Origin of the sequence: Rhizobium laguerreae (genome assembly GCF_019778565.1) — a bacterium.
Taxonomy (GTDB): domain Bacteria; phylum Pseudomonadota; class Alphaproteobacteria; order Rhizobiales; family Rhizobiaceae; genus Rhizobium; species Rhizobium laguerreae.
In genome coordinates this window covers 81,921-108,755 of sequence record NZ_JAAXQT010000012.1, presented here as the reverse complement: position 1 = coordinate 108,755, position 26,835 = coordinate 81,921, and the positions used below count along the sequence as shown (strand labels likewise).

General features: G+C 62.6%; 27 protein-coding genes. 9 read left to right on the top strand and 18 right to left on the bottom strand.

Features of this window, described 5'->3' with window-relative positions; all coding sequences use genetic code 11:
• Positions 1-168 precede the first annotated feature (168 nt).
• From HFO71_RS30270 to HFO71_RS30240, 7 genes are all read left to right on the top strand, one after another.
• Positions 169-948: an SDR family oxidoreductase gene (locus HFO71_RS30270; RefSeq protein WP_221988814.1), complete on the top strand. Its 780-nt coding sequence runs from the start codon at positions 169-171 to the stop codon at positions 946-948.
• Positions 945-1,652, top strand: coding sequence for an amino acid ABC transporter permease (locus tag HFO71_RS30265; protein ID WP_221968797.1), 708 nt, complete (start codon positions 945-947; stop codon positions 1,650-1,652). Before HFO71_RS30270 ends, HFO71_RS30265 begins: the two co-directional genes overlap by 4 nt.
• The gene (locus HFO71_RS30260; RefSeq protein ID WP_077980868.1) at positions 1,649-2,407 is read left to right on the top strand and encodes an amino acid ABC transporter permease; all 759 of its coding nucleotides are present in this window, start codon (positions 1,649-1,651) and stop codon (positions 2,405-2,407) included. The genes HFO71_RS30265 and HFO71_RS30260 overlap by 4 nt, the downstream gene beginning before the upstream one ends.
• Positions 2,404-3,168, top strand: a complete 765-nt coding sequence (locus HFO71_RS30255) for an amino acid ABC transporter ATP-binding protein (RefSeq protein WP_221968795.1) — start codon at positions 2,404-2,406, stop codon at positions 3,166-3,168. The genes HFO71_RS30260 and HFO71_RS30255 overlap by 4 nt, the downstream gene beginning before the upstream one ends.
• Before the next feature lie 31 nt (positions 3,169-3,199).
• A complete protein-coding gene (locus HFO71_RS30250; protein WP_221968793.1) occupies positions 3,200-4,036 on the top strand; it encodes an ABC transporter substrate-binding protein in 837 nt (278 codons plus the stop codon).
• 91 nt (positions 4,037-4,127) lie between these two features.
• Positions 4,128-4,802, top strand: a complete 675-nt coding sequence (locus HFO71_RS30245; RefSeq protein WP_131664852.1) for a 4-carboxy-4-hydroxy-2-oxoadipate aldolase/oxaloacetate decarboxylase — start codon at positions 4,128-4,130, stop codon at positions 4,800-4,802.
• Positions 4,803-4,887: 85 nt separating this feature from the next.
• Positions 4,888-6,072 carry a hypothetical protein gene (locus HFO71_RS30240; protein WP_221968791.1) on the top strand — a complete coding sequence of 395 codons (1,185 nt, stop codon included), beginning with the start codon at positions 4,888-4,890 and terminating at the stop codon, positions 6,070-6,072.
• A gap of 15 nt (positions 6,073-6,087) precedes the next feature.
• On the opposite strand, the gene HFO71_RS30235 is transcribed toward HFO71_RS30240, so the two are convergent.
• Genes HFO71_RS30235 through HFO71_RS30200 form a run of 8 tightly spaced genes read right to left on the bottom strand, consistent with a single transcriptional unit; the run spans position 6,088 to position 14,287 of the window.
• Positions 6,088-7,101 (bottom strand): succinylglutamate desuccinylase/aspartoacylase family protein, encoded by a 1,014-nt coding sequence (locus HFO71_RS30235; RefSeq protein ID WP_221968790.1) that lies wholly within the window; start codon positions 7,099-7,101, stop codon positions 6,088-6,090.
• Between the two features lie 31 nt (positions 7,102-7,132).
• Positions 7,133-7,477: a RidA family protein gene (locus HFO71_RS30230; RefSeq protein WP_024320306.1), complete on the bottom strand. Its 345-nt coding sequence runs from the start codon at positions 7,475-7,477 to the stop codon at positions 7,133-7,135.
• 36 nt (positions 7,478-7,513) lie between these two features.
• A complete protein-coding gene (locus tag HFO71_RS30225) occupies positions 7,514-8,824 on the bottom strand; it encodes an alanine racemase (RefSeq protein WP_221959724.1) in 1,311 nt (436 codons plus the stop codon).
• Complete coding sequence (locus HFO71_RS30220; RefSeq protein ID WP_221959725.1) at positions 8,817-9,773, bottom strand: amidohydrolase family protein; 957 nt, start codon at positions 9,771-9,773, stop codon at positions 8,817-8,819. The genes HFO71_RS30225 and HFO71_RS30220 overlap by 8 nt, the downstream gene beginning before the upstream one ends.
• Positions 9,770-10,711, bottom strand: coding sequence for an ABC transporter permease (locus tag HFO71_RS30215; protein ID WP_025398268.1), 942 nt, complete (start codon positions 10,709-10,711; stop codon positions 9,770-9,772). The genes HFO71_RS30220 and HFO71_RS30215 overlap by 4 nt, the downstream gene beginning before the upstream one ends.
• The gene (locus HFO71_RS30210) at positions 10,708-11,670 is read right to left on the bottom strand and encodes an ABC transporter permease (RefSeq protein WP_221968789.1); all 963 of its coding nucleotides are present in this window, start codon (positions 11,668-11,670) and stop codon (positions 10,708-10,710) included. Before HFO71_RS30210 ends, HFO71_RS30215 begins: the two co-directional genes overlap by 4 nt.
• Positions 11,667-13,181 carry a sugar ABC transporter ATP-binding protein gene (locus tag HFO71_RS30205; protein ID WP_221968788.1) on the bottom strand — a complete coding sequence of 505 codons (1,515 nt, stop codon included), beginning with the start codon at positions 13,179-13,181 and terminating at the stop codon, positions 11,667-11,669. The genes HFO71_RS30210 and HFO71_RS30205 overlap by 4 nt, the downstream gene beginning before the upstream one ends.
• Positions 13,182-13,216: 35 nt before the next feature.
• Positions 13,217-14,287 carry an ABC transporter substrate-binding protein gene (locus HFO71_RS30200; RefSeq protein ID WP_221968787.1) on the bottom strand — a complete coding sequence of 357 codons (1,071 nt, stop codon included), beginning with the start codon at positions 14,285-14,287 and terminating at the stop codon, positions 13,217-13,219.
• 220 nt (positions 14,288-14,507) lie between these two features.
• Here HFO71_RS30200 and HFO71_RS30195 point away from each other — a divergent pair, with 220 nt between their 5' ends.
• Positions 14,508-15,293: an IclR family transcriptional regulator gene (locus tag HFO71_RS30195; RefSeq protein WP_003555474.1), complete on the top strand. Its 786-nt coding sequence runs from the start codon at positions 14,508-14,510 to the stop codon at positions 15,291-15,293.
• 146 nt (positions 15,294-15,439) lie between these two features.
• Here HFO71_RS30195 and HFO71_RS30190 read toward each other — a convergent pair whose 3' ends face one another.
• From HFO71_RS30190 to HFO71_RS30170, 5 genes are all read right to left on the bottom strand, one after another.
• Complete coding sequence (locus HFO71_RS30190) at positions 15,440-16,348, bottom strand: homocysteine S-methyltransferase family protein (protein WP_221959729.1); 909 nt, start codon at positions 16,346-16,348, stop codon at positions 15,440-15,442.
• 75 nt (positions 16,349-16,423) lie between these two features.
• Entirely contained in the window at positions 16,424-17,113 is a 690-nt protein-coding gene (locus HFO71_RS30185; protein ID WP_221968785.1) for an ABC transporter permease, read from the bottom strand.
• A 12-nt stretch (positions 17,114-17,125) separates the two neighbouring features.
• Positions 17,126-17,851 carry an ABC transporter permease gene (locus HFO71_RS30180; protein WP_221959730.1) on the bottom strand — a complete coding sequence of 242 codons (726 nt, stop codon included), beginning with the start codon at positions 17,849-17,851 and terminating at the stop codon, positions 17,126-17,128.
• 12 nt (positions 17,852-17,863) lie between these two features.
• Positions 17,864-18,637 (bottom strand): transporter substrate-binding domain-containing protein, encoded by a 774-nt coding sequence (locus tag HFO71_RS30175; protein ID WP_062940416.1) that lies wholly within the window; start codon positions 18,635-18,637, stop codon positions 17,864-17,866.
• Positions 18,638-18,684: 47 nt separating this feature from the next.
• Positions 18,685-19,464: an ABC transporter ATP-binding protein gene (locus tag HFO71_RS30170; RefSeq protein WP_130671271.1), complete on the bottom strand. Its 780-nt coding sequence runs from the start codon at positions 19,462-19,464 to the stop codon at positions 18,685-18,687.
• A 163-nt stretch (positions 19,465-19,627) separates the two neighbouring features.
• Here HFO71_RS30170 and HFO71_RS30165 point away from each other — a divergent pair, with 163 nt between their 5' ends.
• A complete protein-coding gene (locus HFO71_RS30165) occupies positions 19,628-20,092 on the top strand; it encodes an Lrp/AsnC family transcriptional regulator (RefSeq protein WP_221959731.1) in 465 nt (154 codons plus the stop codon).
• Positions 20,093-20,241: 149 nt separating this feature from the next.
• On the opposite strand, the gene HFO71_RS30160 is transcribed toward HFO71_RS30165, so the two are convergent.
• From HFO71_RS30160 to HFO71_RS30140, 5 genes are all read right to left on the bottom strand, one after another.
• Positions 20,242-22,203 (bottom strand): HAMP domain-containing methyl-accepting chemotaxis protein, encoded by a 1,962-nt coding sequence (locus HFO71_RS30160; protein WP_221959732.1) that lies wholly within the window; start codon positions 22,201-22,203, stop codon positions 20,242-20,244.
• A gap of 442 nt (positions 22,204-22,645) precedes the next feature.
• A complete protein-coding gene (locus HFO71_RS30155; RefSeq protein WP_221968782.1) occupies positions 22,646-23,716 on the bottom strand; it encodes an LLM class flavin-dependent oxidoreductase in 1,071 nt (356 codons plus the stop codon).
• Positions 23,717-23,777: 61 nt separating this feature from the next.
• Positions 23,778-25,151, bottom strand: a complete 1,374-nt coding sequence (locus HFO71_RS30150; protein ID WP_221968780.1) for an LLM class flavin-dependent oxidoreductase — start codon at positions 25,149-25,151, stop codon at positions 23,778-23,780.
• 38 nt (positions 25,152-25,189) lie between these two features.
• Positions 25,190-25,939, bottom strand: coding sequence for an ABC transporter ATP-binding protein (locus HFO71_RS30145; protein WP_077980848.1), 750 nt, complete (start codon positions 25,937-25,939; stop codon positions 25,190-25,192).
• A complete protein-coding gene (locus HFO71_RS30140; RefSeq protein WP_131641935.1) occupies positions 25,915-26,805 on the bottom strand; it encodes an ABC transporter permease in 891 nt (296 codons plus the stop codon). Before HFO71_RS30140 ends, HFO71_RS30145 begins: the two co-directional genes overlap by 25 nt.
• Positions 26,806-26,835 lie beyond the last annotated feature (30 nt).

Genomic DNA, 26,835 nt, shown 5'->3' with positions numbered 1-26,835 from the left:
GCTTTCCTCAGGCTTGGACGCCGCAAGGTGGTGTCCGGCATCAGCCCTTTCTCTTCTTCAGCAGCCTGGGCCGGCTCCATAACCGTTGCTTATTGCTCCAGAGATAATCGGTCTTAGGCAAGGGGTTTAAGCTTCGCTACTGTCTCGATCAACAACAAGGGAACGACAATGCCATTCTCCGACTACAAGACCGCACTGGTGACCGGCGCATCTTCCGGTATCGGCGCAGCCGTGGTGGAGCGGTTCCGCCGGGAGAACATCGAGGTCCATGCGGTTGCCCGCAGCGCCGAAGCGCTGCAGCAGCTGGCTGCGCGGACGGGCTGCATCGCCCACGTCATCGACGTGACCGACCGTCAGGCCATGGCAGAACTCACACGTCGGGTGGAGTTCGATATTCTCGTCAACAACGCCGGTGTCGACCGGCCGAAGAAATTCCTGGAAGCCGACGAGGGCGATATCGATCTCCTCGTCGACGTCAATCTCCGGGCGGTCCTGCACATCTGCCGCATGGTCGTGCCCGGCATGGTGGCGCGCGACCGCGGACATGTCATCAACATCTCGTCGATCGCCGGCGCCTACAATTTCGGCGGCAACTCATCCTATCACGCCACCAAGGCCGGGGTGAGCATGCTGTCCAACCAGCTGCGCATCGACGCTTTCGGCAAGCGGGTACGGGTCACGGAAATCTGCCCCGGTCGGGTCGCCACTGACATTTTCAATCACGTCCATGGCGATGACCCCAGCATTAGGGAACGGTTCATCGATGGCTTCGAACTGCCGCAGGCGACCGATATCGCCGACGCGATTGCCTTCGCCATAGCAGCCCCCGTGGCCGTCAACATCGGGCACATGGAGATCACGCCGACACTGCAGGTCATGGGCGGCCTGCAGACGGCAAAGCCCCAACCTGCAGCGAAGACGGATCAATCCGGGGAGCCAAACCCGTGAGCGGTTTCGACCTTTCGGCAATCCTCGGAAATCCGGAATATACCGCCATGCTGCTGCATGGCATCGAGATGACATTCATCATCTATGCCGGCTCCTGGTCTATGGCGATGGCGCTGGCACTTCTGCTGCTGGCATTGCGTTTGTCGCCCTTTCGCGTCGGCGATCCGTTAGTTGCCGCTTACGTCTCCTATCACCGGAACGTCCCCACCCTGGTTCAGCTGATGCTGTGGTACTTCGGGATTTTCACCCTGATGCCAAGCGGAGTAGCGACATGGCTGGCCGTCCATAATGCGGAGGCCATCTTTGCGGTAATCGGGCTCGGTCTCTGTCAGGCGGCCTATTTCAGCGAAGATCTTCGGTCGGGCGTGCGCTCGGTCAGCCCCGCCCAAATGCAGGCAGCCCGCGCGCTTGGCCACGGCTATCTCTCGGCGATGCGTTTCGTCATCATGCCGCAAGGCGTGCGCAACGCCCTGCCGCCGCTCATCAATCACAGCGTTTCCCTGTTCAAGAACAGCAGTCTCGCCGTCGTCATCGGAGCCTCGGAACTGACGCACGCCGTCAAGGAAATCGAGAACCTTAGCTTCCGGACCTTCGAGATCTACCTGATCGGGACGGTTCTCTACCTTTTCTTCTCGCTCGTGATCATGAGCATCGGCGCCTATCTGTCGATGCGCGCGGATCCTGCCAGGAGCGCGCGGGCATGATCCACGACATGATCGCCATCGTCCAAGACTACTGGCTGCTGCTGCTGATCGGCCAATATCCGAACGGGCCGCTCGGCGGGCTCGCCAACACGCTGATCCTTTCTGCACTCAGCATCGCTCTCGCCTTTCCGGTCAGCATCCTGTTCGCACTGGCGCGGCTCTCCAAGTCGCCGCTGCTGCGCTGGCCGGTCACCGCGCTCGTCTATTTCACCAGGGGCGTGCCGCTCTTGATGCTCATCCTGTGGAGCTATTTCCTCGTTCCGCTGCTGACCGGCGCTGATGTGCCGAGCTTCGTCACGATGCTGACGACGCTCGTGGTCTATCAGAGCGCGTTCCTGAGCGAAGTCGTGCGTGCCGGCATCGTAGCGCTCGGACCGGGCCAGATGGACGCGGGGCGTGCGCTTGGCCACGGCTATCTCGGTGCAATGCGCTTCATCATCCTGCCGCAGGCACTCTACAACATGATCCCGAGCATCATCTCCACCTTCGTCTCGACGATCAAGGACACGACGCTCGGCTACGTGATCAACGTGCCGGACCTGACCTTTGCCGCAAGCCAGGTCAACAACCAGCTCCTGACGCAGCCTTTCCAGGTCTTCCTCATTCTGGCGATCGTCTACTTCGCCATCTGCTGGACGCTCACCTACTTCGCAAACCGCCTCGAGCGGAGCATCACGCGGCGGCGTGCGGGACTTTCCAACCTTCCCTCTGCTGCGTTGGTCGCGCCATCGAAAATCATATCGGAGCAGCTATGACCATGTCAGTTCCAGCACAGGAATTGCAGACGATCCGGCTTTCGCAGGTCTGCAAGAGCTACGGCGACTATCCGGTCCTGAAGGATATCGATGCGCAGGTCTCGCACGGCGAAGTCGTGGTCATCTGCGGGCCGTCCGGTTCGGGAAAGTCGACGCTGATCCGCACGATCAATCGCCTTGAAGAGATCAACAGCGGATCGATCACGCTCGACGGGCAAAACATTCACGCCGCCATGCGGGCAAAGGAACTCAATACGCTGCGCAGCCGGATCGGCTTCGTGTTTCAGAACTTCAACCTGTTTCCGCACCTTTCAGTGGTCGAAAACGTCTCGATGTCGCCGATCCGGGTGAAAGGCGTGGCGCCGGATATTGCAGAGGACAAGGCCCTCAAACTTCTCGATCGGGTCGGTCTGGCCGACAAGGCGCGGGCCTATCCCGGTCAACTCTCGGGCGGCCAGCAGCAGCGGGTGGCAATCGCCCGCGCCCTTGCCATGGAACCGCCGGTGATGCTGTTCGACGAGCCAACCAGCGCGCTCGATCCTGAAATGGTCGGCGAAGTGCTGGCCGTCATGAAGAGCCTGGCGTCGGAAGGCATGACCATGCTCTGCGTCACCCACGAAATGGGTTTCGCGCGCGACGTCGCGGATCGGGTCTGGTTCATCGATGCGGGCCAGATCCTCGAAATGGCGACGCCTGAGGAATTCTTCAACAATCCAAGCCATCCCCGTGCGCAGCGTTTCCTCGCTGATCTCAGGCATTGAAACCAACCACCAAAAACAAAGGAGAACAGCAATGAACTGGAAATGCCTAACCCTCACCGTCGCATTTGCCGGCATGGCGGCGGCCTTGCCCGCACAGGCCGATCAGCTCGACAACATCATGTCGGCAAAAACCCTGCGCTGCGCGACTTTCGCCGACGTTCCTCCCTTCGCTTCGCCCGATCCGAAGACCCGCGAAATGGCCGGTTTCGACGTCGATCTCTGCGGCGCCATCGCCAAGGAATTGGGCGTCAAGGCTGAAATCAAGCCGGTTTCGGTCGAGGCGCGCGTGCCCGAGGTCAAGCTCGGCCGCGTCGACATCACCGTTGCCAACCTTGCCTATACTCTCAGCCGCGCCGAGCAGATCCAGTTCAGCGATCCCTATTATCTCGCCAAGGAAATGCTGATCGTGCCGGCGGACGATGCCGGCAAGAAGAAGGCCGACTATGCGGGCCAGCGTATCGCTTCGACCAAGGGTTCGACCTCCGAGATGTCGATCAAGCTCAACAAATCCGACCCGCTGACCTTCCAGGATACCGCCTCGGCCTATCTCGCCGTCCAGCAGGGCAAGGCGCGCGGCATGGTGGCCAACACCATGACGACGACCAAGTTCGTCAATGAATCGAAGAGCAAGGGCAAGGCAATGCGGATGATCGAGGAGCCGATGCTGTACCAGCCGATCGGCATCGGCATGGCCAAGGATCAGCCGGCGCTGACCGCCAAGATCAACGAGATCCTTCGCAAGCTCGACACATCGGGCGAGATCAACAAGATCTGGGACAAGTGGCTCGGCCCGGATACCGAATACAAGATGACACGCACTGACAAGGTCGTATCGCTCTCCGAGCTGAAGTTCGACCCGATCCCGTAAGCCGATCGGCAGCGGCACCATCCAATGACGATATCCAAACGAAATCAGACGGCGGGACATGCCCGCCGTCGGCCAACGATGTGAGGCATCCATGATCCATATTAAAGATATTGCCGAACGGCCAAGCAAAGCCGATATCGACGCCGTTTCCAAATTTTCGCCTGCGACGATCCACGAGGCCCAAGGGCGCCGCGGAGCCCTTTCCTCCCGCCTCAAGCCCGTCGACTACCGCATGAAACTGTGCGGTCCGGCCTTTACGGTGAAGTGCGCACCGCGTGACAACATCATGCTACAGCTTGCCATCAACTACGCAAAGCCGGGCGATATCATCGTCGTATCGGCGGGCGAATACGAAGAGGCCGGATCCTTCGGCGATGTACTTGCCAATGCCTGCCTGGCAAAGGGCATCGGCGGTCTCGTGACCGACACCGGCGTGCGCGACACGCTGCAACTGAGGGAGCTTGGCTTCCCGGTCTTCTCGCTCAGCGTCTGCATCAAGGGGACGGTGAAGGAAACCATTGCGGCGGTGAACGACACGATCATCGTCGGCGGCGAAATCATCCATCCCGGCGACATCATCGCCGGTGATGCCGACGGCCTGGTGGTCGTGCGTCGCCAGGAAGCGCAGGAAGTCGCCAGGCTGTCACAGACCCGCGAAGATGCCGAGGCCGGTTATATCGCGGCATATAAGCAGGGCAAATCGGTCATCGAGGTCAGCAATCTCGAACCGGTGCTGAAAGCCAAGGGCCTCGTCGCCGACATCTGAGATGGCCGCCCGCGCCGAAAGATCAGTCTGGACACTATTATGGACACATGTTCTATAAAATGGACAGATTCAGCGGGAGCACGCCATGCATCTTTCCATGTGGACTTACCCCTGGGATATCCAGGACCAGGGGCTCGACCCCTTTGCCGTCGAGCTTCGCGGCCGTGCGGGCCTGACGACGGTCAGTCTGGCGACCTCCTATCACGCCGGCCGGTTCCTGCAGCCGCGCAGCCCGCGGCAGAAGGCCTATTTCCCCGAAGACGGGACCGTCTACTTCCGGCCGGACGCAAGCCTGTGGCAGGACAAAGTGATCCGGCCGCTGATGGCTGGGAATGTCACTGAGCGCGGCGACATGCTGGAAGCGCTCGTCAAGGGACGCGAGGCGACGGGTCTCAAAGTCTCCTGCTGGACGGTCTGCCTGCACAATACCCGTCTCGGCATGCTGCATCCCGATCACGTGACGCGCAACGCCTTCGGCAATCCCAACTATTACAATCTTTGCCCCTCCAGCCCGGGGGCGCGGGACTACGCCGTTACCCTTGTTCGCGACATCACGACGAACTACCGGCCCGATATGGTGGAGCTCGAGAGCCCGAACTTCATGGGATTCGCGCATGAATACCATCACGAGAAGGACGGCGTCGGCCTGAACGCCGAAGACGATTTCCTGCTGTCGCTCTGCTTCTGCGACCATTGCACGGCACGCGCCGAAAAGGCCGGCGTGCCGGTCGAAGGTGCACGCCGATCGGTCGCGCGCTTCATCGCCGAACTCTGCGAACGCGCTGTCCCGGAACGACAATTCCCGGACTTCCCGGCAGCCGGCACCGATGCCTTTCGAGGCCATCCCGATCTTCATGCCTATCTCACCTGGCGCAGCGAACCAGTGACCAGCCTGATCGGCGAGATCAAGGCGGCCGCCGATCCGGCAACACGCATCGTGCTCATCGACTTGAAGGACGGCTGGCTCGGCGGCGTCGATCTGACAGCGGTCGGCAAGCTCTGCGACGGCGCGATCCTCTGCTGTTACGACATGGAACCGGATGCCTTCGGCGATGTCATCCGGACCGGCCGGGCGGCAATCGGACCGGGAAAGTTTCTGGGCGTCGGTCTGCGCGTTTTCTATCCCGAAGTCAGCGGGCCGGCGGTGCTCGCCGCACGCGCCAAGGCTGCCGTCGACGCCGGCGCTGACGGCGTGAACTTCTACAATTACGGCCTGATACCGGCAAAGCGCCTCGACTGGGTCAAGGCAGCGGTCGACGCAATCATTTAAGCGGATCAGCGCTCCTCAGGATGCGATGGGTTCGGCGATCTGGATCAGGCAGTCGCCGGCCTGGCTGTCGCAATGCAGTCTGTGGGAAATGACAATACCGCTCTCGGCAAAGCGCAGTTCTTCCTCCGGCTGCTCCAGGCGTTCCAAGTCATGATACCATCCGGCAAGGTCACCGGCGGAAACGGTAGCGCCGAGGGCAACGGCCGGCTCGAACCAGCCTCTGCGGTTCGCATAGATGCCCTGGCTGTGTCTAGATAGTGCAAGCAGCTGCAACGGTCCCGGCTCGGTGAGCGGCACGCGCGACAGCACCGGGCGCTCGACGATGCCGAGTGTGATGAGCAACCGGTCGATTGCCGCCGCAGTGAAGGCCATTGTCGCAGGCGTCACGGTGCCGCCACCGCCGAACTCGCCGGAAAGACCAATGGTCCCGGCCCTTGCCGCAGCCCCCATCGATGTCGGTGCGGTCGGCCCGTTATCGGCGATGAAGGCATGCGCGGCACCCATGGCGCGCATCAGTGAAGCCGACCGTTCGAAACGGGCGGCATCGGCCTGCCGCTCGATCAGCGTGCAGGGCAGGTGGGTCATGGAGGTGCCTCCCGAATGCAGGTCGAGCACGACGTCATGGCGCGGAAAGAGCTCGTGTTCGAGGAAATGCGCGAGCCGCGCCGTCGGTGACCCGCTGGGATCGCCGGGAAACGCCCGGTTGAGGTTGCCGCCGTCGAAGGGCGAGCAGCGCTTGGCCGCCATTACCGCCGGCAGGTTCGCCATCGGCAGGATGGTGACGGCGCCGCGGATTTCGGCGACAACAAGCATCCGCATCAGCCGGCCGAGTTGGAGTTCGCCCTCATACTCGTCGCCATGATTGCCGGCCATCAGCAGCAAAGACGGCCCCTCGCCATTTTTCAGGCGAAGGATCGGAATGCGGATCTGATAATAGGGCGACCGGTCGATCGAATAGGGAATGGCGAGGTGGCCGGCTTGCCGGCCCTCGCGCAAAAAGTCGATCGGATTGACGAGACCGCTGTGCATGATGTCTCCAGTGCGGGCGGTTGCGATGCCGTCAAAGAGCGGCGATCGCGGTCATTTCGACGCGCAGATCGGGATCGGCCAGACGAGCTTCGGTGCAGGCGCGGGCCGGCGGGTTTTCGATGTCGATCCAGTCATCATAAACGCTGTTCATCGCTTCGAAATCGACGATCGCCGGCAGGAAGACGTTGACGGCGATGAGGCGCGAGCGATCGATGCCGGCCTCCTTCAAAAGGGCGTCGATCTTGCCGAGCACGTCGCGGGTCTGGTCCTCGATATCAGCCTTGCGATTTTCCGCGACCTGGCCGGCAATATAGACGAGACCGCCGTAGCTGACGGCTTGGCTCATACGCGAACCTTTCTGATAACGCTGGATCATTGCGGGTTTTCCTTTTCTTGCTTTTGGAGGGAGAGTTCAGCCGAAGCTGGTCAGATAGGCCGCCGTCACCGAATGGTCCGGGTCGAGGCCGTAGAGGATGGCATGCCGGTCAAGGCAGGTGCAGGGATGCGAGATGCCGTACTCGATGACGTCACCGACCGCGACGCCGCTGCCGTCGGCAAGGCTAATGAAGGCGTGCTGATCGTTGAGGCGGAAAACTTCGGCGCCCGCGAGATCGGCGAGATACGCACCATTGCGATAGAGCGCCAACGGCCGCGGCAGGCCTTGGTCCATCGCCACGTCGCGCATGCCCATGCCTGAGATCGCCAGCCGCGGCTCCGGCCGGGACAGGACCTCAGCCCAGAGCCGCAGCGCCGGATGGAAACCCGCGGCCGCCGAAACCGTCTCGCCGCCGATGCGGAAACCGCCGCGTGCATCGAGGCCGGCAAGGCCGCGTTCGTAGATGCCGTGATCGTGGAAGAAGATCGCGCCGCTGCGCAGCACCAGCCGGCAGGCGGGATCGGCCGCGACGGCGGCGGAAAGCCTGGCAATCACCACGTCGAAAAACACTGAGCCGCCGGCCGTCACGAAGAGCGGCCGCTCCTTGCCTATACGGGCGCGCACCTTCGGCAGGAAATCTGATGTCACCGCCATCAGCGCCTCGATCCGACGCATCGTCTCTTCCGCATCAGCGGTCGCCGCCGCGCCCTCATAGGCTGCGATGCCGGTCAGCCGGAAGGTCGGCGTCTCCACGGCAAGGATCGCCTCGAAAATTGCCTCGGCGGCGTCGATGCCGCGGGCACCGGCGCGGCCGGCGCCGAACTCCACCAGCAGGCCGAGAGGCGGCAGATCGGGACGTTCCTGCCAGGCGGAACGCAGAGCCTCGACCAGCGCTGTCGAATCCACGAAGACATGCAGCTCCGCATCGGGATAGTGGCCAAGCAGGGCCGCAAGCCGGCGGGCGGCGGCGGCCCCGCCGATCTCGTTGGCAAGGATCAGCCGGCGCTGTCCCGCCTTGAGCAGGACGGCGGCCTGGCGGATATCGGCGACCGTCGTGCCCCAGGCGCCTGCCGCCAGAAGTGCCTCCGCCAGCGCCGTCGACATCGGTGTCTTGGCGTGCGGCGCGATATCAGCGCCGTGGCTCTTCACATAGGCCATCATCAGTTCGACATTGCCGGAGAAAGCCTGCCGGTCGAGCGAGATCAGCGGCAGGGCCATCCTGCCGTCATAAGGCTTCCATCCCTGTTTGCCGATTGCATCAAGCGGAAGCGGCGGATTGCCCGGCGGAAAGCCGCGCACCCGCTCGTCGATCAGCACGTTTTCCGTCGCGCTATGAAGGTCAGACATGGCAGCCACTCCTGATCTCGGCCGGATCGGCGATACCGAGGCGATAGGTGTCGTTGGCGCTGGCAAAGAACAGAGCGCGCTGCTCGTCGTAAGAGAGCTGCGAGGCGACCGTGCGGAAAACCTGGTAGACCTCATCGAAAGAGGCATGCAGGCCCGCAACCGGAAAGTCGCTCGCGAACATGGCGCGCGCCGGACCGAAACAATCGAGGCAGTGCTCGATCACCGGCCGCAGGCTTTCGAGCGTCCACTTATTGTCATAGGCGACCAGGTTGGAGATCTTCAGTCGCGTGTTCTGCTCATTGCCAAGCGCCCGCAGACCACGACGCCAGAGCGCCATGCCGTCCTCCGTCCGATCCGCCGGGCTGCCGCCGTGGTTGAGCACAAAAAGCGTTTCCGGAAAAGCGCGCACCAGTTCGAGCGCCTCGCTCATCTGCCAGGGATAGAGCATCAGATCGAAGACCAATCCGAGCCGCGTGGCCTCGGCAAGCCCCGCCCGCCAGGCGGGATCGGCCATACGGTTCGGGCGCGGCGCAAAACTCTTCGCCGCGTCCGGATGCCAGCTCAGAATATCACGGATGCCGACGACATTCGGGTTCGCCGCCTCCGCCTCGAGCAGGCGCATGGCGTCCGGCCCGTCGAGGGGCACGCGCGCGATATAACGATGCGCCACACCGGAGCTGCGGTCGAGGCCATCCAGCCAGCGGCTCTCTTCCAGCGGATGCGCATCGGACCAGCCGGCCTCCACATGCACGGTTGCAATCACGTTCTGGCGGGCAGCACCGGCGCGATAATCGTCGATGCCATAGTCGCGCAGAATCGGTGCGAGGCTTCCGAAAACCATCTCCTCGCCGGATGCGCGCGCCTTCTGCAGCCAGGGATGGCGTTCTAGGCTTAAGTCCCAGAGGTGGTGATGCGGGTCGATCACAGGCCCGTCGTAGCGCTCCATCATCGGCGCGCCTCGCGGCCGGAAACGAGCAGAAGGGCAAGGATCAAGGTGCCGAACATGATCGAGCGCCAGCCGGGCGAGGCATTGACGACAGTAATCAGCGCCGTCGTCGTGACGAGCAGGATTGCCCCGGGAATGGTTCCGGCATAGGTGCCGCGGCCGCCGAGGATGGAGGTGCCGCCGAGCACGACGGCGGCGATCGAGGTCAGCAGATAGGGATCGCCGATGCCGACATAACCTTGCCGGTTCATGCCGAGCACGAGAATGCCGGCGAGCCCTGCGAAAAAACCCGACAGAGAGTGGACGATCAGCGTGTTGCGCGTGACGCTGACGCCGGAAAGTCGGGCCGCCAGCGGGTTCGCCCCAAGCGCCAGGAAACGGGCGCCGATCGGCATGCGGTGGACGAGCAGCAGGACGACGATCGCGACGACGAGCCACAGGATAATGCCTGAGGGAATGCCGAACGGCCGCGCCTGCCCGAGCAGAATGACCGCCGGATTGCTGACGGTGACCGCGCTGCCGCCGGCGACGATGACGAGCAGCCCCTGCAGGAAGGTCGCCATGGCCAGCGTCATGATGATCGGCGGCACGCGCAGATAGGCAGCACCGGCACCGTTCATCAGGCCGATAGTGGTGGCGATCGCAAGGGCCGCCGCAATGCCGGCGAGGCCGGTCGGGTCCCAGGCGGGCGAAATCAGCGGCAGCAGGATCGCCGTGACTGTTATGACCGCGCCGACGGAGAGATCGATGCCGCCCATCAGGATGACAAGCGTCTGGCCGGCGGCGGCAATGCCGATCACCGCGGCGAGTTCGAGCAGGTAGCGCAGGTGGCCATAGGCTCCGAAACCACGCAGCGAGACGCTGGCGACGATCCAGACGAGCGCGACCAGAAGGAAGGTCAGCAGCGGCGGATTGCGGAACGCGGACCTGATCATGTTCATCGCCTTGCTCTCCAAGTCCCAAGAAGTTCCGGCACGGCGACCGCGCCGACGATGATCAGGCCTTGCGCGACATATTGCGCGACCGGCGGAAAACCCAGGAAGAACATGACGTTGATCATCACCGAGAGCAGCAGGCTGCCGCAGATCGCGCCGCGCATCGTGCCCTTGCCGCCGAGGAAACCCACGCCGCCGAGCACGGCGGCGGCGATCGAGTTCAGCGTGAAGGGCGTGCCGATGACGGGATCACCCGACCCGGTCTGCGCAGCGACGAAGAGACCGGTTAGGGCTGCGAGAAGGCCGGACAGGGCGAAGGCGACAACCTTTACCCGTTCGACCGGGACACCGGAGCGGAACGCGCCGACCGGATTGTCGCCGGCCGCGTAGATGCCGAGGCCGAGCGGCGTTGCAAGAAAGGCCTTCCAGAGCACCAGGATCACGATGAGCAGCAGGAAGGCGACGGGCGTGTGGCCGGCCAGCACCGTCGACAGCCAATCGGGAATGAACCCACCCGGCCGCGGCAGCAGGATGAGTGCGACCCCGCCGATGATGAAGGAGCCGGCGAGCGTGACGATGATCGCAGGCAATCTCAGATAGGTGACGATGGCGCCAATGACGGCACCGATCGAAAGACCGGCAAGCGAGACCGCAAGAATGCCGCCCGGCACGCCGAGCGCCCCTTCCATCGTCGTCGCGGCAATCACCGCTCCAAGGCTGACGAGCGGGCCGATCGCCAGCGTGATGCCGCCGTTCAGCATGAGCAGCGCCTGCGCCATGGTGACGAGCGCGAGCGGGAACCAGTTCTGCGTGAACTTGGAGAAGCCGCCGATCGAAAGGATGCCGGGAAAGAGCAGCGCATAGAGAATGAGAAACGCGGCGACAACCAGATAGAGGCCGGCAAGGCCGCGGTTGCGGCGGAGCTGGATCGAGCCGTAGAGCCGGGAGGACGAACTTGTGCTCATGCCGCCTCTCCCTGCGTCGTGGTGGTGATGCCCATGGCCGCGCTGACGATCGCTCCTTCGCTGATTTCATCCTGCGACAGCACCGCGGCGACGCGCCCCTCGCGCAGAACCACGACACGATCACAGAGATGCACGAGCTCCGGCGTGTCGGAACTGGCCAGAATGACGAGCCGCCCCTCGGCGGCGAAGGCGCGGAGCATCAGGTAGATTTCCCGCTTGGTCTCGATGTCGACGCCGCGCGTCGGATCGTTGAGGAGCAGAACGGAAGGATCGAGCGGTAGCCATTTGGCGAGCGCCACCTTCTGCTGGTTGCCGCCGGAAAGCGCCTGCACCGGGCGGGCCGTGTCGCCCTTGATCGTCAGCCGGCGCGCGAGGTCGGCGACCAGGCCGATTTCCGCCGGCCGGTCGCGTAAGCATTTGCGCGCGAGCCGTCCAAGCGAGGGCAGGATGAGATTGGAGGCGATGGAGTGGGGCAGCACCAGTCCCTCATGCTTGCGGTCGGCCGGGACATAGACGATGCCGGCGGCATTCGCCTCGCCGACATCGGCGGGCAGGGCGGGTTTGCCGGATACTTCCGCGCGAGCGGCCGAGGCCGGAATCGCGCCGTAGAGGCCGAGCAGCAGGTCTTCCTGTCCTTGCCCCACAAGCCCGCCGATACCGACGATCTCGCCGGCACGGGCGGAGAAGCCGACGTCACGCACCATGCCGGCGGAAAAACCTTCGACGCTGATGCCCATCGGGCCGGGCGCTGCTGCCAGGTGCGGCGGGAACAGGTCGCCGGTCTCGCGACCGACCATCAGGCGCACCAGGCCTTCGCCGTCGATGCCCGACAGCGACTGGTCGGCGGTGACCACGCCATCCTTCAGCACGGTGACATGCGAGCAGAGCGCCTGCACTTCATTGAGGCGGTGGGAAATATAGAGAAGTGCCGTGCCGCGGTCCCTCAGCGTCTCGATCAGGCGGGCAAGGATGCCGGCTTCGTGCGCGGAGAGCGATGAGGTCGGCTCGTCCAGGATCAGCACACGCGGCTTGCGGAACAGCGCCTTGGCGATCTCCACCATCTGGCGTCGGCCGAGCGCGAGGTCGGCGACCGGCATGTCGAGCGGCTCGGTGAGTCCCACCATATCGCAGACGTCTAACACGCCGCGATGGAGCGCTCTGTAATCGATGAGGCCGAACCGGCGCGGAAATGCGCCGAGCCCGATGTTTTCGGCAATCGAGAGACTGGCCGTCAGGCTCAGCTCCTGCTGAACGACGGCAATACCCGCCGCGCGCGCAGCCGCCGGGCTGAAGCGTTCGACCGGCTTGCCGTCGACGAGGATGGAACCGCCGTCCGGCTGCAGAGCGCCGGACAGGAGGTTGATAAGCGTGGACTTGCCGGCGCCGTTTTCGCCGAGCAGGGCGTGAACCCTGCCCGGCAGAAGGGCGATATCGACGCACTTCAACACGGGATTGCCGAAAAATCCTCTGAACACCTGCCGGGCTTCCAGCAAGGGTCTTTCTTCCGTCATGACGGTTTTCCTCAACCCCGGATTACTTGGGCGGATTACTTGGCAAGCAGCTTGTCGAAGAGCGCCCTGTCGTAGTCCGAGTAGATATAGCCGTCAGCCGGGAACTTGTCGGCCCGTGCGAGGTAGCTGCCGATCGTGCTGTCGTCGATGACGGGCAGCGGCACCTTGACGAAGGCCGGAACGTCCTTGCCTTCCAGCGCCTGCACGGCGGTGTAAACGGACAGCGCGCCGAGCCAGTTGGGCTGCATGGTCGCCCAGCCCTTCAGTCCCTTCTCCTTCCAGAGTTCCAGGAACTGCCTGGCGTTTTCGCCTGTTGTCGGCACCTGGTCGCGGCCCTGGCGCTCGAAGGCGAGGACGGAGCCGGCCGATAGCGCGCCGCCGAGCGACAGCACGCCGTCGATTTCGGGATTGGCGAAGAGCAGGCTGGTCATCGCTTCCTGTGCCGGGGCGACGTTATATTCCGTGTTCGTCTCGGTGATCACCTGGAGACCGGGATTGGCATCGAGGACCGGCTGGGCGCCCTTGCGGCGGTCATCGCTCACCGAAATGCCGGCCGGGCCGTTCATGATGATGATCTTGCCCTTGCCGCCGAGCTGGCTGACCATCCACTTGGCAGCGGTCGCGCCCCATTCGTTGGAATCGGTGTTGATCTTCGCCGTCACCTTGTCGGTATTGACCAGACTGTCGAAATTCACGACGGCAATGCCCTTGTCGCAGGCATCGGATATGACGCGGTCGAGCGCGTTGGAGGAACCGGCGATCACGACGATGGCGTCGACATTGGCGTCGATCATCGACTGGATATGCTGGATCTGCGTCTGGGCATTGCCCTGCGCGTCCGTGATCATCAGATCCTTTACCAGGCCCGCCTTCTTCAGCTCCTCCACTTCAGCGGTGATGGTGCCTTCGGTCTGCTTCATCCAGGTCGGCACCGAGTAGATGTTTGCCCAGCCGATCGTATAGGGCGCTTTCCTGTCACCCTTGATGCAATTGGCGGCGGCCGAGGCCGTACCGGCCGAAAAGACCAGGAGTGCCGCAGCGGCGGCGGCACCCGCGAGAAGGCGGCGGCGCAGCGAAGCGGAAGTGCCGTTTTCAAGATTCTTCATTTCGATCCCCTTTTTTGTGTGCGGCAGCGTTGACGGCTTGCCATCTGTGTCCAATATAGCGTACATATGATCTATATATTGGACGAGGTGATCTTATGCCGATTTTTCCACCTCGCAAGAGGGGTGGGAAAATTTCATTCCCTGGGAATGACGGGATCGATTGACAGATACGGCAGACGGCTTGAAAAGCTTGGCCGGACAAAAAAAGGGATCGACAGCAATGGATGCAGTTCAGGACGAAGCAGCCGGCAAACGCGCCCGAGGGCTCGACCGCGCCTTCGAGATCCTCGATTTCCTGCGCCAGAAACGGCAGGCCCTGAAGCCGAATGAAATCGCCGCGCAGATCGGCGCGCCGCGCTCATCGGTTTACGAGCTCGTCAACCTGCTGCTGCAGAATGGCATTCTGGAATTCACCGGCGGCGAGGGGCGTGTCTATCTCGGCCGCAAGCTCTATTTCCTCGGCGCAGCCTATGAGAACCATTTCGACTTCACCCGCGAATGCGAGGCCGCACTAGAACAGCTTGCCGACGAGACGCGGGAGACGGCGCAGTTCTGCATGCTGGATGGAAACAGATACACGGTCGTTCGCATGCGCGAAGGCGCACGCCCCTTCCGCATTTCGACGGATGTCGGGCAGTCGGTGCCGATCCCGTGGACGGCGTCGGGCCGCCTGCTCGTCGCGCATCTGTCGGATCAGGAAATCCTGAACTTCATTCCGCCGCAGGATTTCCGCCTGCCGAACGGCGAATGGCTCGAGCCGCAAACCTTCATCGCCGAAGTGCGCCAGGCCGAGCGTGAAGGTCTCTTCACCTTCAACAGCATCGTCGACAGCTTCACGCACTGTTTTGCCGTACCTGTGCGGGGCGAGGAAGGCCATGCAGCCGCGACGCTCTGCCTCGTCACCCCGCGCGACGATGGCATCGCCAACCGGGACCGCTACCTCGACTGCCTGAAGAAGGCCGCCGCCGGCCTGGACCACGCCCCGACCCGGCCAAAACGAGGCTGAGCGCCCTGCATCTTTCAGAAATCAGGGTGATGGCGCCGAAGCTGATCAGCCGAAAGCGGATGAAAGCGCTCGCGCTGTCACTTCACCGAGAGGATCAATAAAGCCCGAGAATTGCGATTGCCGGCAGCAACCTCACTCTCGGCTATTCAGCGCAACAGCGTCTTCCTCAGGCGATGGATATGGGCCGCGCCGATGCCGCAGCAGCCGCCGATGATCGTCGCACCGGCTTCGGCCCAGGAGCAGGCAAAGCGCGAATAGGTGTCGTCATTCAGGTCGTCGCGCGTGTCGTGCAGGCCTTCATTGGCGGCTGCCTCGCCTGTTTCCCCTTCGAAGGCATTGGCATAGACGCCGATTTCGATATGATCGTCCATCTTCCGGAACACGCGCGCCGCGGTTTCCACCGCCGCCTGCATCACCTCGGGCTTGCTGCAGTTGAACAGGAAGGCTTCGGCGCCTGATGACACCGCCCAGGATGCCGCGTCCTCCACGCTTTGGCCGGAGCGAAGCTTCGGCTCGCCGCCCTTGATCGCGGCCTCGTCATCCGCCAAGGTGAAGGAAATCCAAAACGGCTTGCCTGATGCCGCTACCGCCTTGCGGACAGCCTCGCCTTCGGCGATCAGGCTCAGCGTCTCGCCGAGCCATATATCGACAAAGGGCGCGAGGTTTTCGACAAGCACTGCGAGATAGTCCTGCACCCGCAAAGGTTCGAAATTCTGCGGCTCGTAGGAGCCGAAGATCGGCGGCAGCGAACCAGCTACCAGCGCCTTCCTGTCGGTAGCGGCATCGGCGGCGTCGCGCGCCAGGCGACCGGCAAGACGGATCAGCGCCGGCCCCTCCGTCCAAAAGCGTTCTTCGCCGATGTGAAAAGGCACGAGCGCATAGCTGTTCGTCGTAATGATCTGGGCGCCGGCGGCGATGAATTCCTGGTGTACCTCTCGCACGATGTCAGGCGAATTCATCAGCGCCAGCGCCGACCATTCGGGCTGCTTCAGTTCGGCGCCGAGCCGCAGAAGTTCGCGGCTCATGCCGCCGTCGAGAATTCGCGTGGTGCTCATGAGGTAATCTCCATTCAGGCTGTCGCGCCGTCCTCGGCTGCGGGCTTTCAAAACAAAGTAGCGGGATTCATCGACCTAGCGGCGAATTGGCACCTGCGCTTCGAGACCTCGAAAGACATGGGCGATCACCGCGGTCAGGGCGAGATAGAAGAGGGTGACGACCAGCAACGGTTCATAGACGAGCAGCGTGTCCTGCCGAACCTTGTTGGCCACGGCATAGAGATCCATCACCGTCACCGTAAAGGCGAGCGGCGTCGCCTTGAGCTGCATGACGATTTCTCCTGCAATCGTCGGCAGGGCAATGCGAATGGCGCGCGGCAGCCAGATGCGGCGGATCAGCATCCAGGGTGAGAGGCCGAAGGCCCGGCCGGCTTCGAGCTCGCCCTTCGGAACGGCAAGCAGCGCGCCGCGCAACACCTCTGCCTCATAGGCTGCGTAGTTCAGGGTAAAACTGACGGCGGCGAAGAAGAAGCCCTCGCGCAGGACCGGCCAGAACAGGCTCTGGCGGATGCCGGGGACCATGGGCAGCAGTGAGCCCACCCCGTAGTAGAGAAGCCATAGCTGTATCAGCAGCGGCGTGCCGCGAAAGAAGGTGGAGTAGCTCCGCGCGAGCAGCCGCGTCAGTCTGCCGCCGCTGACCTGCGCGAAGGCGAGGCCTATGGCGATGACGAAGCCGAACACCACCGAGATTACCAGCAGGCAAACGGTCTGCCAGGCGCCGGTCAGAAGCAGCGGCCAATAGGAAGAGATCCAGGTGAAATTCATGGGGCGCTTTCTTCAGGCAAGGCGCGGCTGCCCCCGCCGTACCCGTCCCTCGATCAGTTTGAAGACGACGTTGGAAACGAGCGTGATGGCGAGATAGAGAAGGGCCGAAGCAAGGAAAAAGACGAAGTAATGCTTGGTGCTTGCCCCGGCAAGTCGGGTGGCGAGCGCCAGTTCCTGGTAGCCGACGACTGCCACCAGCGCGCTGTCCTTGGTCACCGACATCCACAGATTGGCAAGACCCGGCAGCGCGTTCGGTAGGAGCGCCGGCAGCAGGACGCGGCGGAACCTCAGCACCGGCCCCATGCCGAAGGCCTTGGCGGCCTCGATCTGGCCGACGGGAATGGCAAGGATCGCGCCGCGCAGCACCTCCGTCATGTAGGCACCCTGGACAAAACCGAGCACGGCGATAGCCGCGACGAAGCCGTTCACATTGACAGGCGGCAGGTCCAACGCGGCGAGCAGTCGGTTGAGGCCATCAGTGCCGGCATAATAGAGCCCGACGATCAGGATCAGTTCCGGAACGGCGCGGATCAGCGTGGTGTAGAGATCGAGCAGCAGCCGCAGCATGCGATTGCCCGAGAGCTTCCCAAGTGCGCCGCCGGTGCCGAGCAGCAAGCCGATCGCGAAGGCGCAAGCCGAGATGGCGATCGTGGAGACCGCACCTGCCAAAAGGACGCCGCCCCATCCCGGAGGATAGGGAGACAGCAGGTCCAGAATACCTTGTTGCGCGGTCGCCATCGTTCCGGCTGCTTACTTTGCGCCGTAGATGTCGAAATCGAAGTATTTCTTGTTGATGGCGTCATACTGGCCACTGGCGCGGACGGCAGCGATCGCCGTGTTCAGCTTGGCCTTCAGCTCAGTGTCTTCCTTGCGCAGGCCGCCCGAAACGCCGGCGCCGAGAATCTCCTTGTCGTCGGCAACGTCGCCCATCTTGGCGCAGCAATCCTTGCCGCCATCGCTTTTCAGGAAAGCGTCAAGCGCCAGTGAATCGCCGAAGACATAGTCGATACGGCCAGAGGCAAGATCCTGGAACGCCTCATCGAGCGTCTGGTAGGTCTTTTCCTCCGCAGCGGCGGCGAAATACTTCTTGTAATATTCCGACTGGATCGTCGACACCTGGATGCCGATGGTCTTGCCCTTCACGTCCTCGGCGGTAGCGCCGGGCTTCTGGTCCTTGGGGCCGATCAAGGTGCTCGGCGTGTTGTAATATTTGTCGGTGAAGTCGATCACCTTCGAGCGTTCCGCGGTGTTCGACATCGACGACCAGATCACGTCGAACTTCTTGCTCTGGAGAGCCGGAATGAGACCATCCCAGGAAATCTCGACGATCGAGCATTTCTCCTTCATCTCTTCGCATACGGCATTCATCAGGTCGATTTCCCATCCCTGCCATTGGCCGGAGGCGTCCTTTGCGAAGAACGGCGGATAGGATTCGTTCATGACGCCGAAGCGGACCTCTGCCTGTGCGGTGACGGCGGAAAGCACGAGTGCCGCGCCGGCGAACAGTGTGGGGAGCAGTTTCATTCGCAGGATTCTCCTGGTTTGTGTTGTCGATGATAGATCGATGCGCATCAATGGGCGCTGAGGCCGGTGAATTCCCGGCAGCGGGCGCTGACGGGCGCCCCGAATATCTGCTCCGGCGGGCCTTCCTCCTCGATCCGTCCCTGATGCAGGAAGAGAACACGGCTGGAGACATCGCGGGCGAAGCGCATTTCATGTGTGACGATCAGCATGGTCCGGCCCTCTTCCGCGAGATCGCGGATGACTTTCAGGACCTCGCCGACCAGTTCCGGATCGAGCGCCGATGTCGGTTCGTCGAACAGCATGACATCAGGATCGACGCACAGCGCCCTCGCAATCGCCGCGCGTTGCTGCTGGCCGCCGGAGAGGAAGGCGGGATAGGCGTCGCGTTTATCGAAGAGCCCGACCTTGTGGAGCAGGGCCTCGGCCTTTTCGATGGCCTCGCGCCGCGAAATACCCATGACGTGCACCGGCGCCTCGATGACGTTTTCCAGCACCGTACGATGGGCCCAGAGATTGAAACTCTGGAAGACCATCCCCAGTCCGGTCCGTATCCGTTCGATCTGCCGCCAGCTGCGCGGCTGCAGCCGGCCGCCCCGCCCCATCTTCAGCGCGATTTCCTCGCCGTTCACGGCGATGCGGCCACGATCAGGCGTTTCCAGGAAATTGATGCATCTGAGAAAGGTGCTCTTGCCGGAGCCCGACGAGCCGATGATCGAAATCACATCGGACTTCTCGGCCTGCGTCGAGATACCCTTGAGAACCTGTTGCGAGCCGAAGCTTTTATGGAGATCATCGACGCGAAGAGCAGGAAAGGGTTGATCTGGCATGCATGGTTCCGGGTGAATTGAACTTGCGAAGGATAATGATAAAACAACGCGGTTTTTTCGCGCAGTTTTCATCTATTCTGAATATTTTATGCAAAATAATCTTCTTCGTGCGGCAAGTACGGCAGGATGCGCGAATTGCCGGGGCGAGAACTAGGATTGGACAATGGAACAGCTGGATCGTTTTGACCGTGACATTCTCGATATCGTTCAGCGCGACTGCCAGCTGAAAGCCGAAACGATTGCCGAACGGATCGGACTGTCGGTCTCGGCCGTGCAGAGGCGGTTGAAGCGGCTGCGCGAGGAAGGGATCATCAGGGCGGAGGTGGCCGTCGTCGACCGCAAGGCGACGGGCACAGCAATGGTGTTCATCGTCGGGATAGAGATCGAGCGGGACAATTACGACGCGCTGGCGAAGTTCCGCCTCTGGGCGGAAAAGCAGGATCACATCCAGCAGGTCTATTACGTCACAGGTGCGGTCGATCTGATCGCGATCGTCACCGCCCGCGACGTCGAGCATTATGACGACATCGCCGCACTGATCATGGCTGACAATCCGCAGATCCGCCGCATGCATACGAATGTGGTGCTGCGGGACGTCAAGCTCGGCCTGTTCGTGCCCCTGGACTAGAGCATGATGCCGAAAAGTGTGAGCGGCTTTCGGACAACATCATGCTCACCTTCTTTGGGCCGAAAATGCGAAGGGCAGCAAACGCTGCCCTTCGCAAAATTATGCCGCTTTTGCTTTCTCAGCGGAGGCTGGAAAGAGATCAGGGCGCCTTAAAACTCTTCCCAATCACCGGCCACTGCTGCATTCCCGTTCGTCTGGAACGATTTGCCCACTTTGGCAATCATCTGGCGCGCAGGCGAGGGCGCCGGTTGAGCATGCGGCGCCGCGGCAGCCGGCTGCGCTACGCGCTTCGGTGCCACCACTCCGCCAATGTTGAACTGGCCCAGCAGCTGGAACAGCGCATCGGCTTCCTTTGCGAGGTTGTGGGCCGCCGCTGTGGCTTCTTCCACCATGGCGGCGTTCTGCTGCGTTCCCTGATCCATCCTGTTGACGGCGGTATTGATCTCTTTCAATCCCGTCGCCTGCTCTTGCGAAGCGCCGACGATGGCGCCCACATTGCCGTCGACCTGCTGCACCTGCTCGGCAATCTCCTTCAGCGCCTTTCCGGTCTCGCCAACCAGGGCCACACCGCTTTTGACGTGACCGTTCGAAGCGTTGATGAGTTCCTTGATTTCCTTGGCCGCCTTGGCGGAACGTTGCGCCAATTCCCGCACTTCCTGAGCCACGACCGCAAAGCCCTTGCCAGCCTCACCCGCACGTGCGGCTTCGACACCGGCATTCAGCGCCAGCAGATTGGTCTGGAAGGCGATTTCATCGATGACACCGATGATGCTGCCGATTTCGGTGGCGGAGGATTCGATCTTGCCCATGGCATCGACCGCATCCCGAACGACGCTGCCCGAGCGTTCGGCACTGTCCTTCGTCTTGCGAACGAGCTGGCCGGCTTCCTGAGCCTTGTTGCTCGAGTCGGCAACGGTGGTCGTAATTTCTTCCAGGGCAGCGGCGGTTTCCTCGACCGAGGCTGCCTGCTGTTCGGTCCGCTTGGCGAGATCGTCCGAGGCGGAGCGGATCTCCTGTGCACCGGCGGCGATGGCGCTGGCGTTCTGCGCAACCTTCTGCATGGCGGCACGGAGCTTTTCGACCGCAGAATTGAAGTCGGCTCTGAGCTTTTCCAAGGAGGGAATGAACGGAGTGCCTATCTGCTGTGTAAGGTCGCCGTCAGCCAGCGCCTGCAGCGCATCGCCAAGCTGGCCGACAGCCTTGTCCGTCTGCTCGGCAAGGGTGCGGCGTTCATCGGCATCCTGCTCGAGCCGATGCCGCTCCGACACGGCGCGCTTCGCCTCCGCGTCGGCTTCCCGTTCTGCCTTTGCCGAAATTGCATCGCGCAGCCCGGCCACCGCCCGTGCGAGCTTGCCGATCTCATCGCCGCGCTCTTCGAGGCGGCGATCGCCGTCGAGATTACCGTCGGCCATTGCTTTCAGCGAAAGCTGAAGTTTCGCCAGCGGGCCGACGATCGTGCGTGCGGTCACGGCGGCGGCAACCAGTGAAAGAATGGCCGCAATGCCAAGCGCGGTCAGGGCGAATGGCTTGAAGCCGCTTGCCATGCTGCGAACCTCGCCGCCGATCGATTTGTTCAGCGCCTCCTGATAGTCGATGAATTTGTTAATGGCGCCGAGCCAGGCAACGAAGGCCGGCCGCGCCTGTTCGAGCAGGATCTTGCGGGCGGCCTCGCCGTCGCCCTTCTCCTGCAGCGCAATGATCTGGGCGACCAATGGATTGGTCTTCGCCTGGATGTCTGCGATCTCGCCGAGGATGGTCTTTTCCTGTTCCGTCGCACCGGCCGGAGATGCAACCATATCCGCCATGCGCTTTTCATTCTCGGCGTAAGAGGCTGCCAGCTTTTCGATCAATGCCTCGGCCGTCTTCCGTTCATCGGGAGAGGTCACCAGAGTGACGTCACGGATGGCAATCGCCCGATCATGGACGCTGCCGCGATAGTTGATGGCAAACCGCTGCTTCACGCTATTGACGTCGTTGATCGCTCCAAGTTTATCGTTGATCTGCGCAACTTCTTCCGTCGAATAGATGGTCAAGCCGACCATCAGCAAGAGGAGAACGCCGAAGCCAAGCGCCAAGCGCGCCACAACCCCGAAACTCATGATATTCTTCATATGCACTCTCCCCCGCGGTGAGCTTTGTTGGAAGAATGTCTCGGCAGCCGACGGGCACCCTGTGCCCGGAATCGCGCTTGAGATACGGGACATCCGTCAAAGCAATAAAAGCCGATTTCATGCGAAATTCGGGTGCCTGGCCCGCCATCATGGCGGAGGTGACAGTTCTCAAGAACGTCGGCCCGATACCTAAAAAATTAGAGTAATATATTTTAGAGAGTGTAAACGGAGCCGACGGAGCAAGCTATGGCGCTCTATCTGGATAGCATTTGCGCTTTTCGGATGGGCGATTGGACGAGCGCTCTCCCCGTGGTTGCGAAATCTCCCATCTCGCCCAAACAACAAGGTTCGGCGGCTTGCCCGCGAACTGCGCGCCGCTCTGAACGGCCTCGCCAATAGGCATGAATTGCAGCGGCGGTACCGGAGCGCCGCTGCTGCGGTTTCAGCCGCGCAGCAGCGGAAGAAGCTGATCGCCTTGCCGTTTGATTTCGGAGAGATAGGGCGTGTCGGACAGCACAAACTGGGTGACGCCGAGATCCTGGTATTTGCGCAGCGAGCGGGCGACGTCCTCCGCCGAGCCGACCAGCCAGGTGGTGCCGGCGCCGCCGCCGCCGAATTTGCCCGGCGCGGTATAGAGGTTGTCGTCGAGGACTTCGCCGCGCTCATGCAGATCGAGCAGCCGCTGCTGGCCGACGGCGAGCGCCCGTTGGTGATCATGCCAGCCGCTGCCCTTGCTTCTCGCCATCTCGGCGACCTTCGCCTCGGCATCGGCCCAGGCCTGTTCGGTGGTGTCGCGGACCAAAGTCGTTATTCGCAGTCCGAATTCCAGCGGCGGGAGGTCGCGGTCCAGCTCCCGGCTCAACGCCTTGAGCCGCGCGATCCGTTCGCGGACACCGTCGAGCGGCTCACCCCAGAAGAGCTGGACATCGGCCTCGGTCGCGGCCACCCGTTCGGCCGCCTGCGAAGCGCCGCCAAAATAGAATTTGGGGTGCCGACGGTCGTCGCGGACCTGGATGCGCGGCACCACGGTGGATTCAGCGACCCGGAAGTTCTCGCCCGCGGATGTGACGTTTTCTTCGGTCCACAATCTGCGGACCAGCCGCATAAACTCCTTGGTCCTGGCATAGCGGTGTGCCTGATCGCCCTCGCTGTCGCCGTAGGCGGGCAAGTTGTCCTTGCCCGATACGACGTTGATCCGCACGCGGCCGCCGGTCAGATGGTCCAGCGTCGCCGCCGCGGAAGCGAAATTCGCCGGTCGCCAATAGCCGGGACGGATCGCAATGAGCGGTTCGAAGGTAGTCGTCCGGGCGGCGAGCGAGGCCGCGACGGTGAACGTGTCGGGGCGGCCCCAACCGGTGCCGATGAGCGCGCCCTTCCAGCCATATTCCTCCAGCGCCATTGCGTGGCTGGTCAGCGTGTCCAGGCTGTTGTGGTTCTCGACGGCGGAATCGCCGCGATGGCCGGCTTTGACGTCGTTGGGAATATACCAGAGAAATTCGGAATTATTGCTCATGCGATGCTGCGGTTCTGTGTGTGATTGGAACAAGACGAGGGGAGGAAAGCCCCTCAAGAGATCATACGGCCACCTGCACCTGCTGCTGCCCCGCCTGAACCACAAAGCCATTCGGCGGGCGTTGGAGGCCCAGGTTCTCCCGCAGTGTCGTGCCTTCGTATTCGTGCCGGAACAGGCCGCGTTTGCGCAGGATCGGCACGACCTGATCGACAAAATCGGTCAAGGCGGTGGGCAGGATCGGCGGCATGATGTTGAAGGCGTCGGCAGCACCGTTTTCGAACCAGCTCTGCATCGCATCAGCGATCTGCTCGGGTGTTCCCACAACCGTCCGATGGCCACGAGCGGTGGCGACCGCCAGATAAAACTGGCGCAGCGTCAGATTGTTGCGCGATACCAGATCGGAGACCAGCTTGAGGCGGCTTTTGTTGAGTTCGGTATTTTCGGGCAGGGGAGGGGCGGCATCATCTAGCGAGTAGCCGGAAAGGTCGATGCCCTTATAGTGGCGGGCAAGGATATTCCAGGCGATGGAGGGATGAACCAGCGATTGGATATGGTCGTAGTTCGCCTGGGCTTCCGCTTCCGTCCCGCCGAGAACCGGGAATATGCCGGGACTGATCAGCAGTTCGTCCGGCCGGCGTCCATAGCGGGCGAGCCGCCCCTTGACGTCGGAATAGAATTCCTGCGCATCCTCGAAGGTCTGGTTGGCGGTAAAGATCATCTCGGCCGTGCGGGCGGCAAGTTCGCGTCCCGGTTCCGATGCGCCGGCCTGCACGATGACAGGGTAGCCCTGAACCGGGCGGCCGACGTTGAGCGGACCCGCCACCGAGAAGAACTTGCCTTTGTGATCGACGAGATGCACCTTGTCGGGATCGAGATAGACCCCGCTTTCCTTGTCGCGGATGAAGGCGTCGTCTTCGTAAGAATCCCACAGTCCCTTCACCAGGTCGACGAATTCCTCGGCTCGCTCATAACGATCGGCATGGGCGGGATGGCCTGCGATTGAAAAATTCTTCGAAACATCCGCACCTGTCGTGACGACGTTCCATGCCGCACGACCCTTGGAGATATAGTCCAGCGACGCAAACCTGCGGGCGAGAAGGTAGGGGTCCTCGTAGGTCGTCGATGCCGTGGCGACGAAGCCGATATGTTTGGTCACCTGGGAGAGGGCCGCCCAGAGGGTCAGCGGCTCGAAATGCGCGCCCTGGGCAGTGCGACGAAGCGCTTCGTGGTCCTTGGCGCGGTCCCATCCCGCCGGGCTGTCGGCGACGAAGACGAGATCGAATTTGCCGCGTTCGGCTGTCTGCGCGAGTTCGCGGTAATGATCGATATTGAGGCCGGCATCGGCCTGCGCCTCCGGATGGCGCCAGGCGGCGATATGATGGCCGGTGGCCATGATGAAAGCGCCAAGCCGCATTTGCCGTTTCGATGTGCTCATTGGCTTATCCCTAGGATCAAATTGAACTGTTGCTGATGTCAGGCGGCCTTGCGGCCCGGAAGCTCGACCCCGAGCCGGCTGAGGAGGCGGATTCGGAATTGCGCAAAGCGCGGATCGCCGTGATCGCGCGGCGTCGGCAGATCGATCTTGAGATCCTCGATGAGGCGCCCTTCGTCGAGGACCAGTATCCGGTCCGCCAGCGAAATCGCCTCATCGACGTCGTGGGTGACGAGCAGCACGGCAGGACGGTGTCTTGCGCACAACTCCCGCAGCAGATCGTGCATTTTCAGCCGGGTCAGCGCGTCGAGCGCGCCGAACGGCTCATCTGCGAGAAGCAGGGCCGGCTCGCGCACTAGCGAACGGGCAAGCGCGACCCTCTGTTGCTCGCCACCCGAAAGCTGGTTCGGCCACGCCGTTTCCCGGCCTGCAAGTCCGACTTCCGCCAAAGCCTTCCGTCCGGCTTCCTGGCCGGAGGCGCCGGTCAAGCCGAGCGTGACGTTCTGGATGACGGTGCGCCAGGGCAGCAGGCGGGCGTCCTGGAAAACCACCGAAAGGCTCTCCGGCGTCTCGAGGGTACCGGTTCCCTCGACACCATGATCGAGACCGGCAAGAGCTCTGAGGAACGTGCTTTTGCCGGAGCCACTGCGGCCAAGCAGAGCGACGAACTCGCCTTCCTCAATATCGAGATCGACGCCGTCGAGGATCGTCTTCGTCGCAAACCGCCGTGCGAGGTCTCGCACGTGGACGGCCTTGGTTGCGGGCTTCAGTTTGCCAGGGTGCGGCGCCATGAGAGGGCCCTCTGTTCGATGAGGCGGACGAGACCGTCCGAGACGAGACCGAGCAGCACATAGACCACCAGGCCGACGAGAATGACGTCGGTCTGCCCGTAATTTCGGGCAAGATCGATCATATAACCGAGCCCACTGGTGGCGTTGATCTGCTCGACCACGACGAGGGAAACCCAGCAGAGGGTGACGGCAAACCGCAGACCCAGAAGGAAACCCGGCAAGGCGCCCGGCAGCACGACCTGAAGGATGAAGTCCTTCTGGCTCATCCGCAGGGTCTCGGCCAGCTCGACATAACGGCTGTCGATGCTGCGGAGCGCATTGTGCGTGTGGATGTAAATCGGCACGATCACGGCCAGCGCGATGGTCGTAACCTTCATGCCCTCGCCGATGCCGAACCACAGGATCAGCAAGGGGATCAGGGCCAGCGTCGGTATCGCGCGCTTGATCTGGACCGGCCCGTCGATCAGGGCTTCGCCGATCCGGGAAAGGCCGGCGATAACCGCCAGGATCGTGCCTATGAGCAATCCGATGCTGAGGCCGAGCAGGGCGCGCGTCGCCGACGTCACGAAATTGTCCTGCAGGCGACCCTGCTCTATGAGCCTTGCGAAAGCCTCGACCACCGTCCACGGCGCCGACAGGATCCGCGGATCGATCCATCCGAGCGCCGAGCCGACGACCCAGGTCAAGACGAGCAATACCGGCCCGATCTGCAACCCGAAAGGGATCGCGGGTCCGGGACCCAGCCTGCCCCGGGCGCGGGGGCCCGCGGAGCCAGCCGGTCTTACGAGGCGAGAACCTGCCCGCACAATTCTACCGCCGGACGACCGCGACAGTTTCGCCTCATCTGCATCCCAAGTGGTGGCCATGCTTCAAATCTCCTCTCCGAAGGGGTGTCG

Excerpts from the sequence above, each read along its gene's own strand:
- HFO71_RS30190 (WP_221959729.1), bottom strand. The coding sequence starts at position 16,348 with ATGAGCACCACGCGAATTCTCGACGGCGGCATGAGCCGCGAACTTCTG.
- HFO71_RS30210 (WP_221968789.1), bottom strand. The coding sequence starts at position 11,670 with ATGAGCACAAGTTCGTCCTCCCGGCTCTACGGCTCGATCCAGCTCCGC.
- HFO71_RS30250 (WP_221968793.1), top strand. The coding sequence starts at position 3,200 with ATGAACTGGAAATGCCTAACCCTCACCGTCGCATTTGCCGGCATGGCG.
- HFO71_RS30185 (WP_221968785.1), bottom strand. The coding sequence starts at position 17,113 with ATGAATTTCACCTGGATCTCTTCCTATTGGCCGCTGCTTCTGACCGGC.
- HFO71_RS30150 (WP_221968780.1), bottom strand. The coding sequence starts at position 25,151 with ATGAGCACATCGAAACGGCAAATGCGGCTTGGCGCTTTCATCATGGCC.
- HFO71_RS30220 (WP_221959725.1), bottom strand. The coding sequence starts at position 9,773 with ATGATGGAGCGCTACGACGGGCCTGTGATCGACCCGCATCACCACCTC.
- HFO71_RS30270 (WP_221988814.1), top strand. The coding sequence starts at position 169 with ATGCCATTCTCCGACTACAAGACCGCACTGGTGACCGGCGCATCTTCC.
- HFO71_RS30245 (WP_131664852.1), top strand. The coding sequence starts at position 4,128 with ATGATCCATATTAAAGATATTGCCGAACGGCCAAGCAAAGCCGATATC.
- HFO71_RS30205 (WP_221968788.1), bottom strand. The coding sequence starts at position 13,181 with ATGACGGAAGAAAGACCCTTGCTGGAAGCCCGGCAGGTGTTCAGAGGA.
- HFO71_RS30145 (WP_077980848.1), bottom strand. The coding sequence starts at position 25,939 with ATGGCGCCGCACCCTGGCAAACTGAAGCCCGCAACCAAGGCCGTCCAC.
- HFO71_RS30155 (WP_221968782.1), bottom strand. The coding sequence starts at position 23,716 with ATGAGCAATAATTCCGAATTTCTCTGGTATATTCCCAACGACGTCAAA.
- HFO71_RS30235 (WP_221968790.1), bottom strand. The coding sequence starts at position 7,101 with ATGCACAGCGGTCTCGTCAATCCGATCGACTTTTTGCGCGAGGGCCGG.
- HFO71_RS30215 (WP_025398268.1), bottom strand. The coding sequence starts at position 10,711 with ATGAACATGATCAGGTCCGCGTTCCGCAATCCGCCGCTGCTGACCTTC.
- HFO71_RS30240 (WP_221968791.1), top strand. The coding sequence starts at position 4,888 with ATGCATCTTTCCATGTGGACTTACCCCTGGGATATCCAGGACCAGGGG.
- HFO71_RS30230 (WP_024320306.1), bottom strand. The coding sequence starts at position 7,477 with ATGATCCAGCGTTATCAGAAAGGTTCGCGTATGAGCCAAGCCGTCAGC.
- HFO71_RS30175 (WP_062940416.1), bottom strand. The coding sequence starts at position 18,637 with ATGAAACTGCTCCCCACACTGTTCGCCGGCGCGGCACTCGTGCTTTCC.
- HFO71_RS30255 (WP_221968795.1), top strand. The coding sequence starts at position 2,404 with ATGACCATGTCAGTTCCAGCACAGGAATTGCAGACGATCCGGCTTTCG.
- HFO71_RS30165 (WP_221959731.1), top strand. The coding sequence starts at position 19,628 with ATGGAACAGCTGGATCGTTTTGACCGTGACATTCTCGATATCGTTCAG.
- HFO71_RS30225 (WP_221959724.1), bottom strand. The coding sequence starts at position 8,824 with ATGTCTGACCTTCATAGCGCGACGGAAAACGTGCTGATCGACGAGCGG.
- HFO71_RS30260 (WP_077980868.1), top strand. The coding sequence starts at position 1,649 with ATGATCCACGACATGATCGCCATCGTCCAAGACTACTGGCTGCTGCTG.
- HFO71_RS30140 (WP_131641935.1), bottom strand. The coding sequence starts at position 26,805 with ATGGCCACCACTTGGGATGCAGATGAGGCGAAACTGTCGCGGTCGTCC.
- HFO71_RS30160 (WP_221959732.1), bottom strand. The coding sequence starts at position 22,203 with ATGAAGAATATCATGAGTTTCGGGGTTGTGGCGCGCTTGGCGCTTGGC.
- HFO71_RS30180 (WP_221959730.1), bottom strand. The coding sequence starts at position 17,851 with ATGGCGACCGCGCAACAAGGTATTCTGGACCTGCTGTCTCCCTATCCT.
- HFO71_RS30200 (WP_221968787.1), bottom strand. The coding sequence starts at position 14,287 with ATGAAGAATCTTGAAAACGGCACTTCCGCTTCGCTGCGCCGCCGCCTT.
- HFO71_RS30170 (WP_130671271.1), bottom strand. The coding sequence starts at position 19,464 with ATGCCAGATCAACCCTTTCCTGCTCTTCGCGTCGATGATCTCCATAAA.
- HFO71_RS30195 (WP_003555474.1), top strand. The coding sequence starts at position 14,508 with ATGGATGCAGTTCAGGACGAAGCAGCCGGCAAACGCGCCCGAGGGCTC.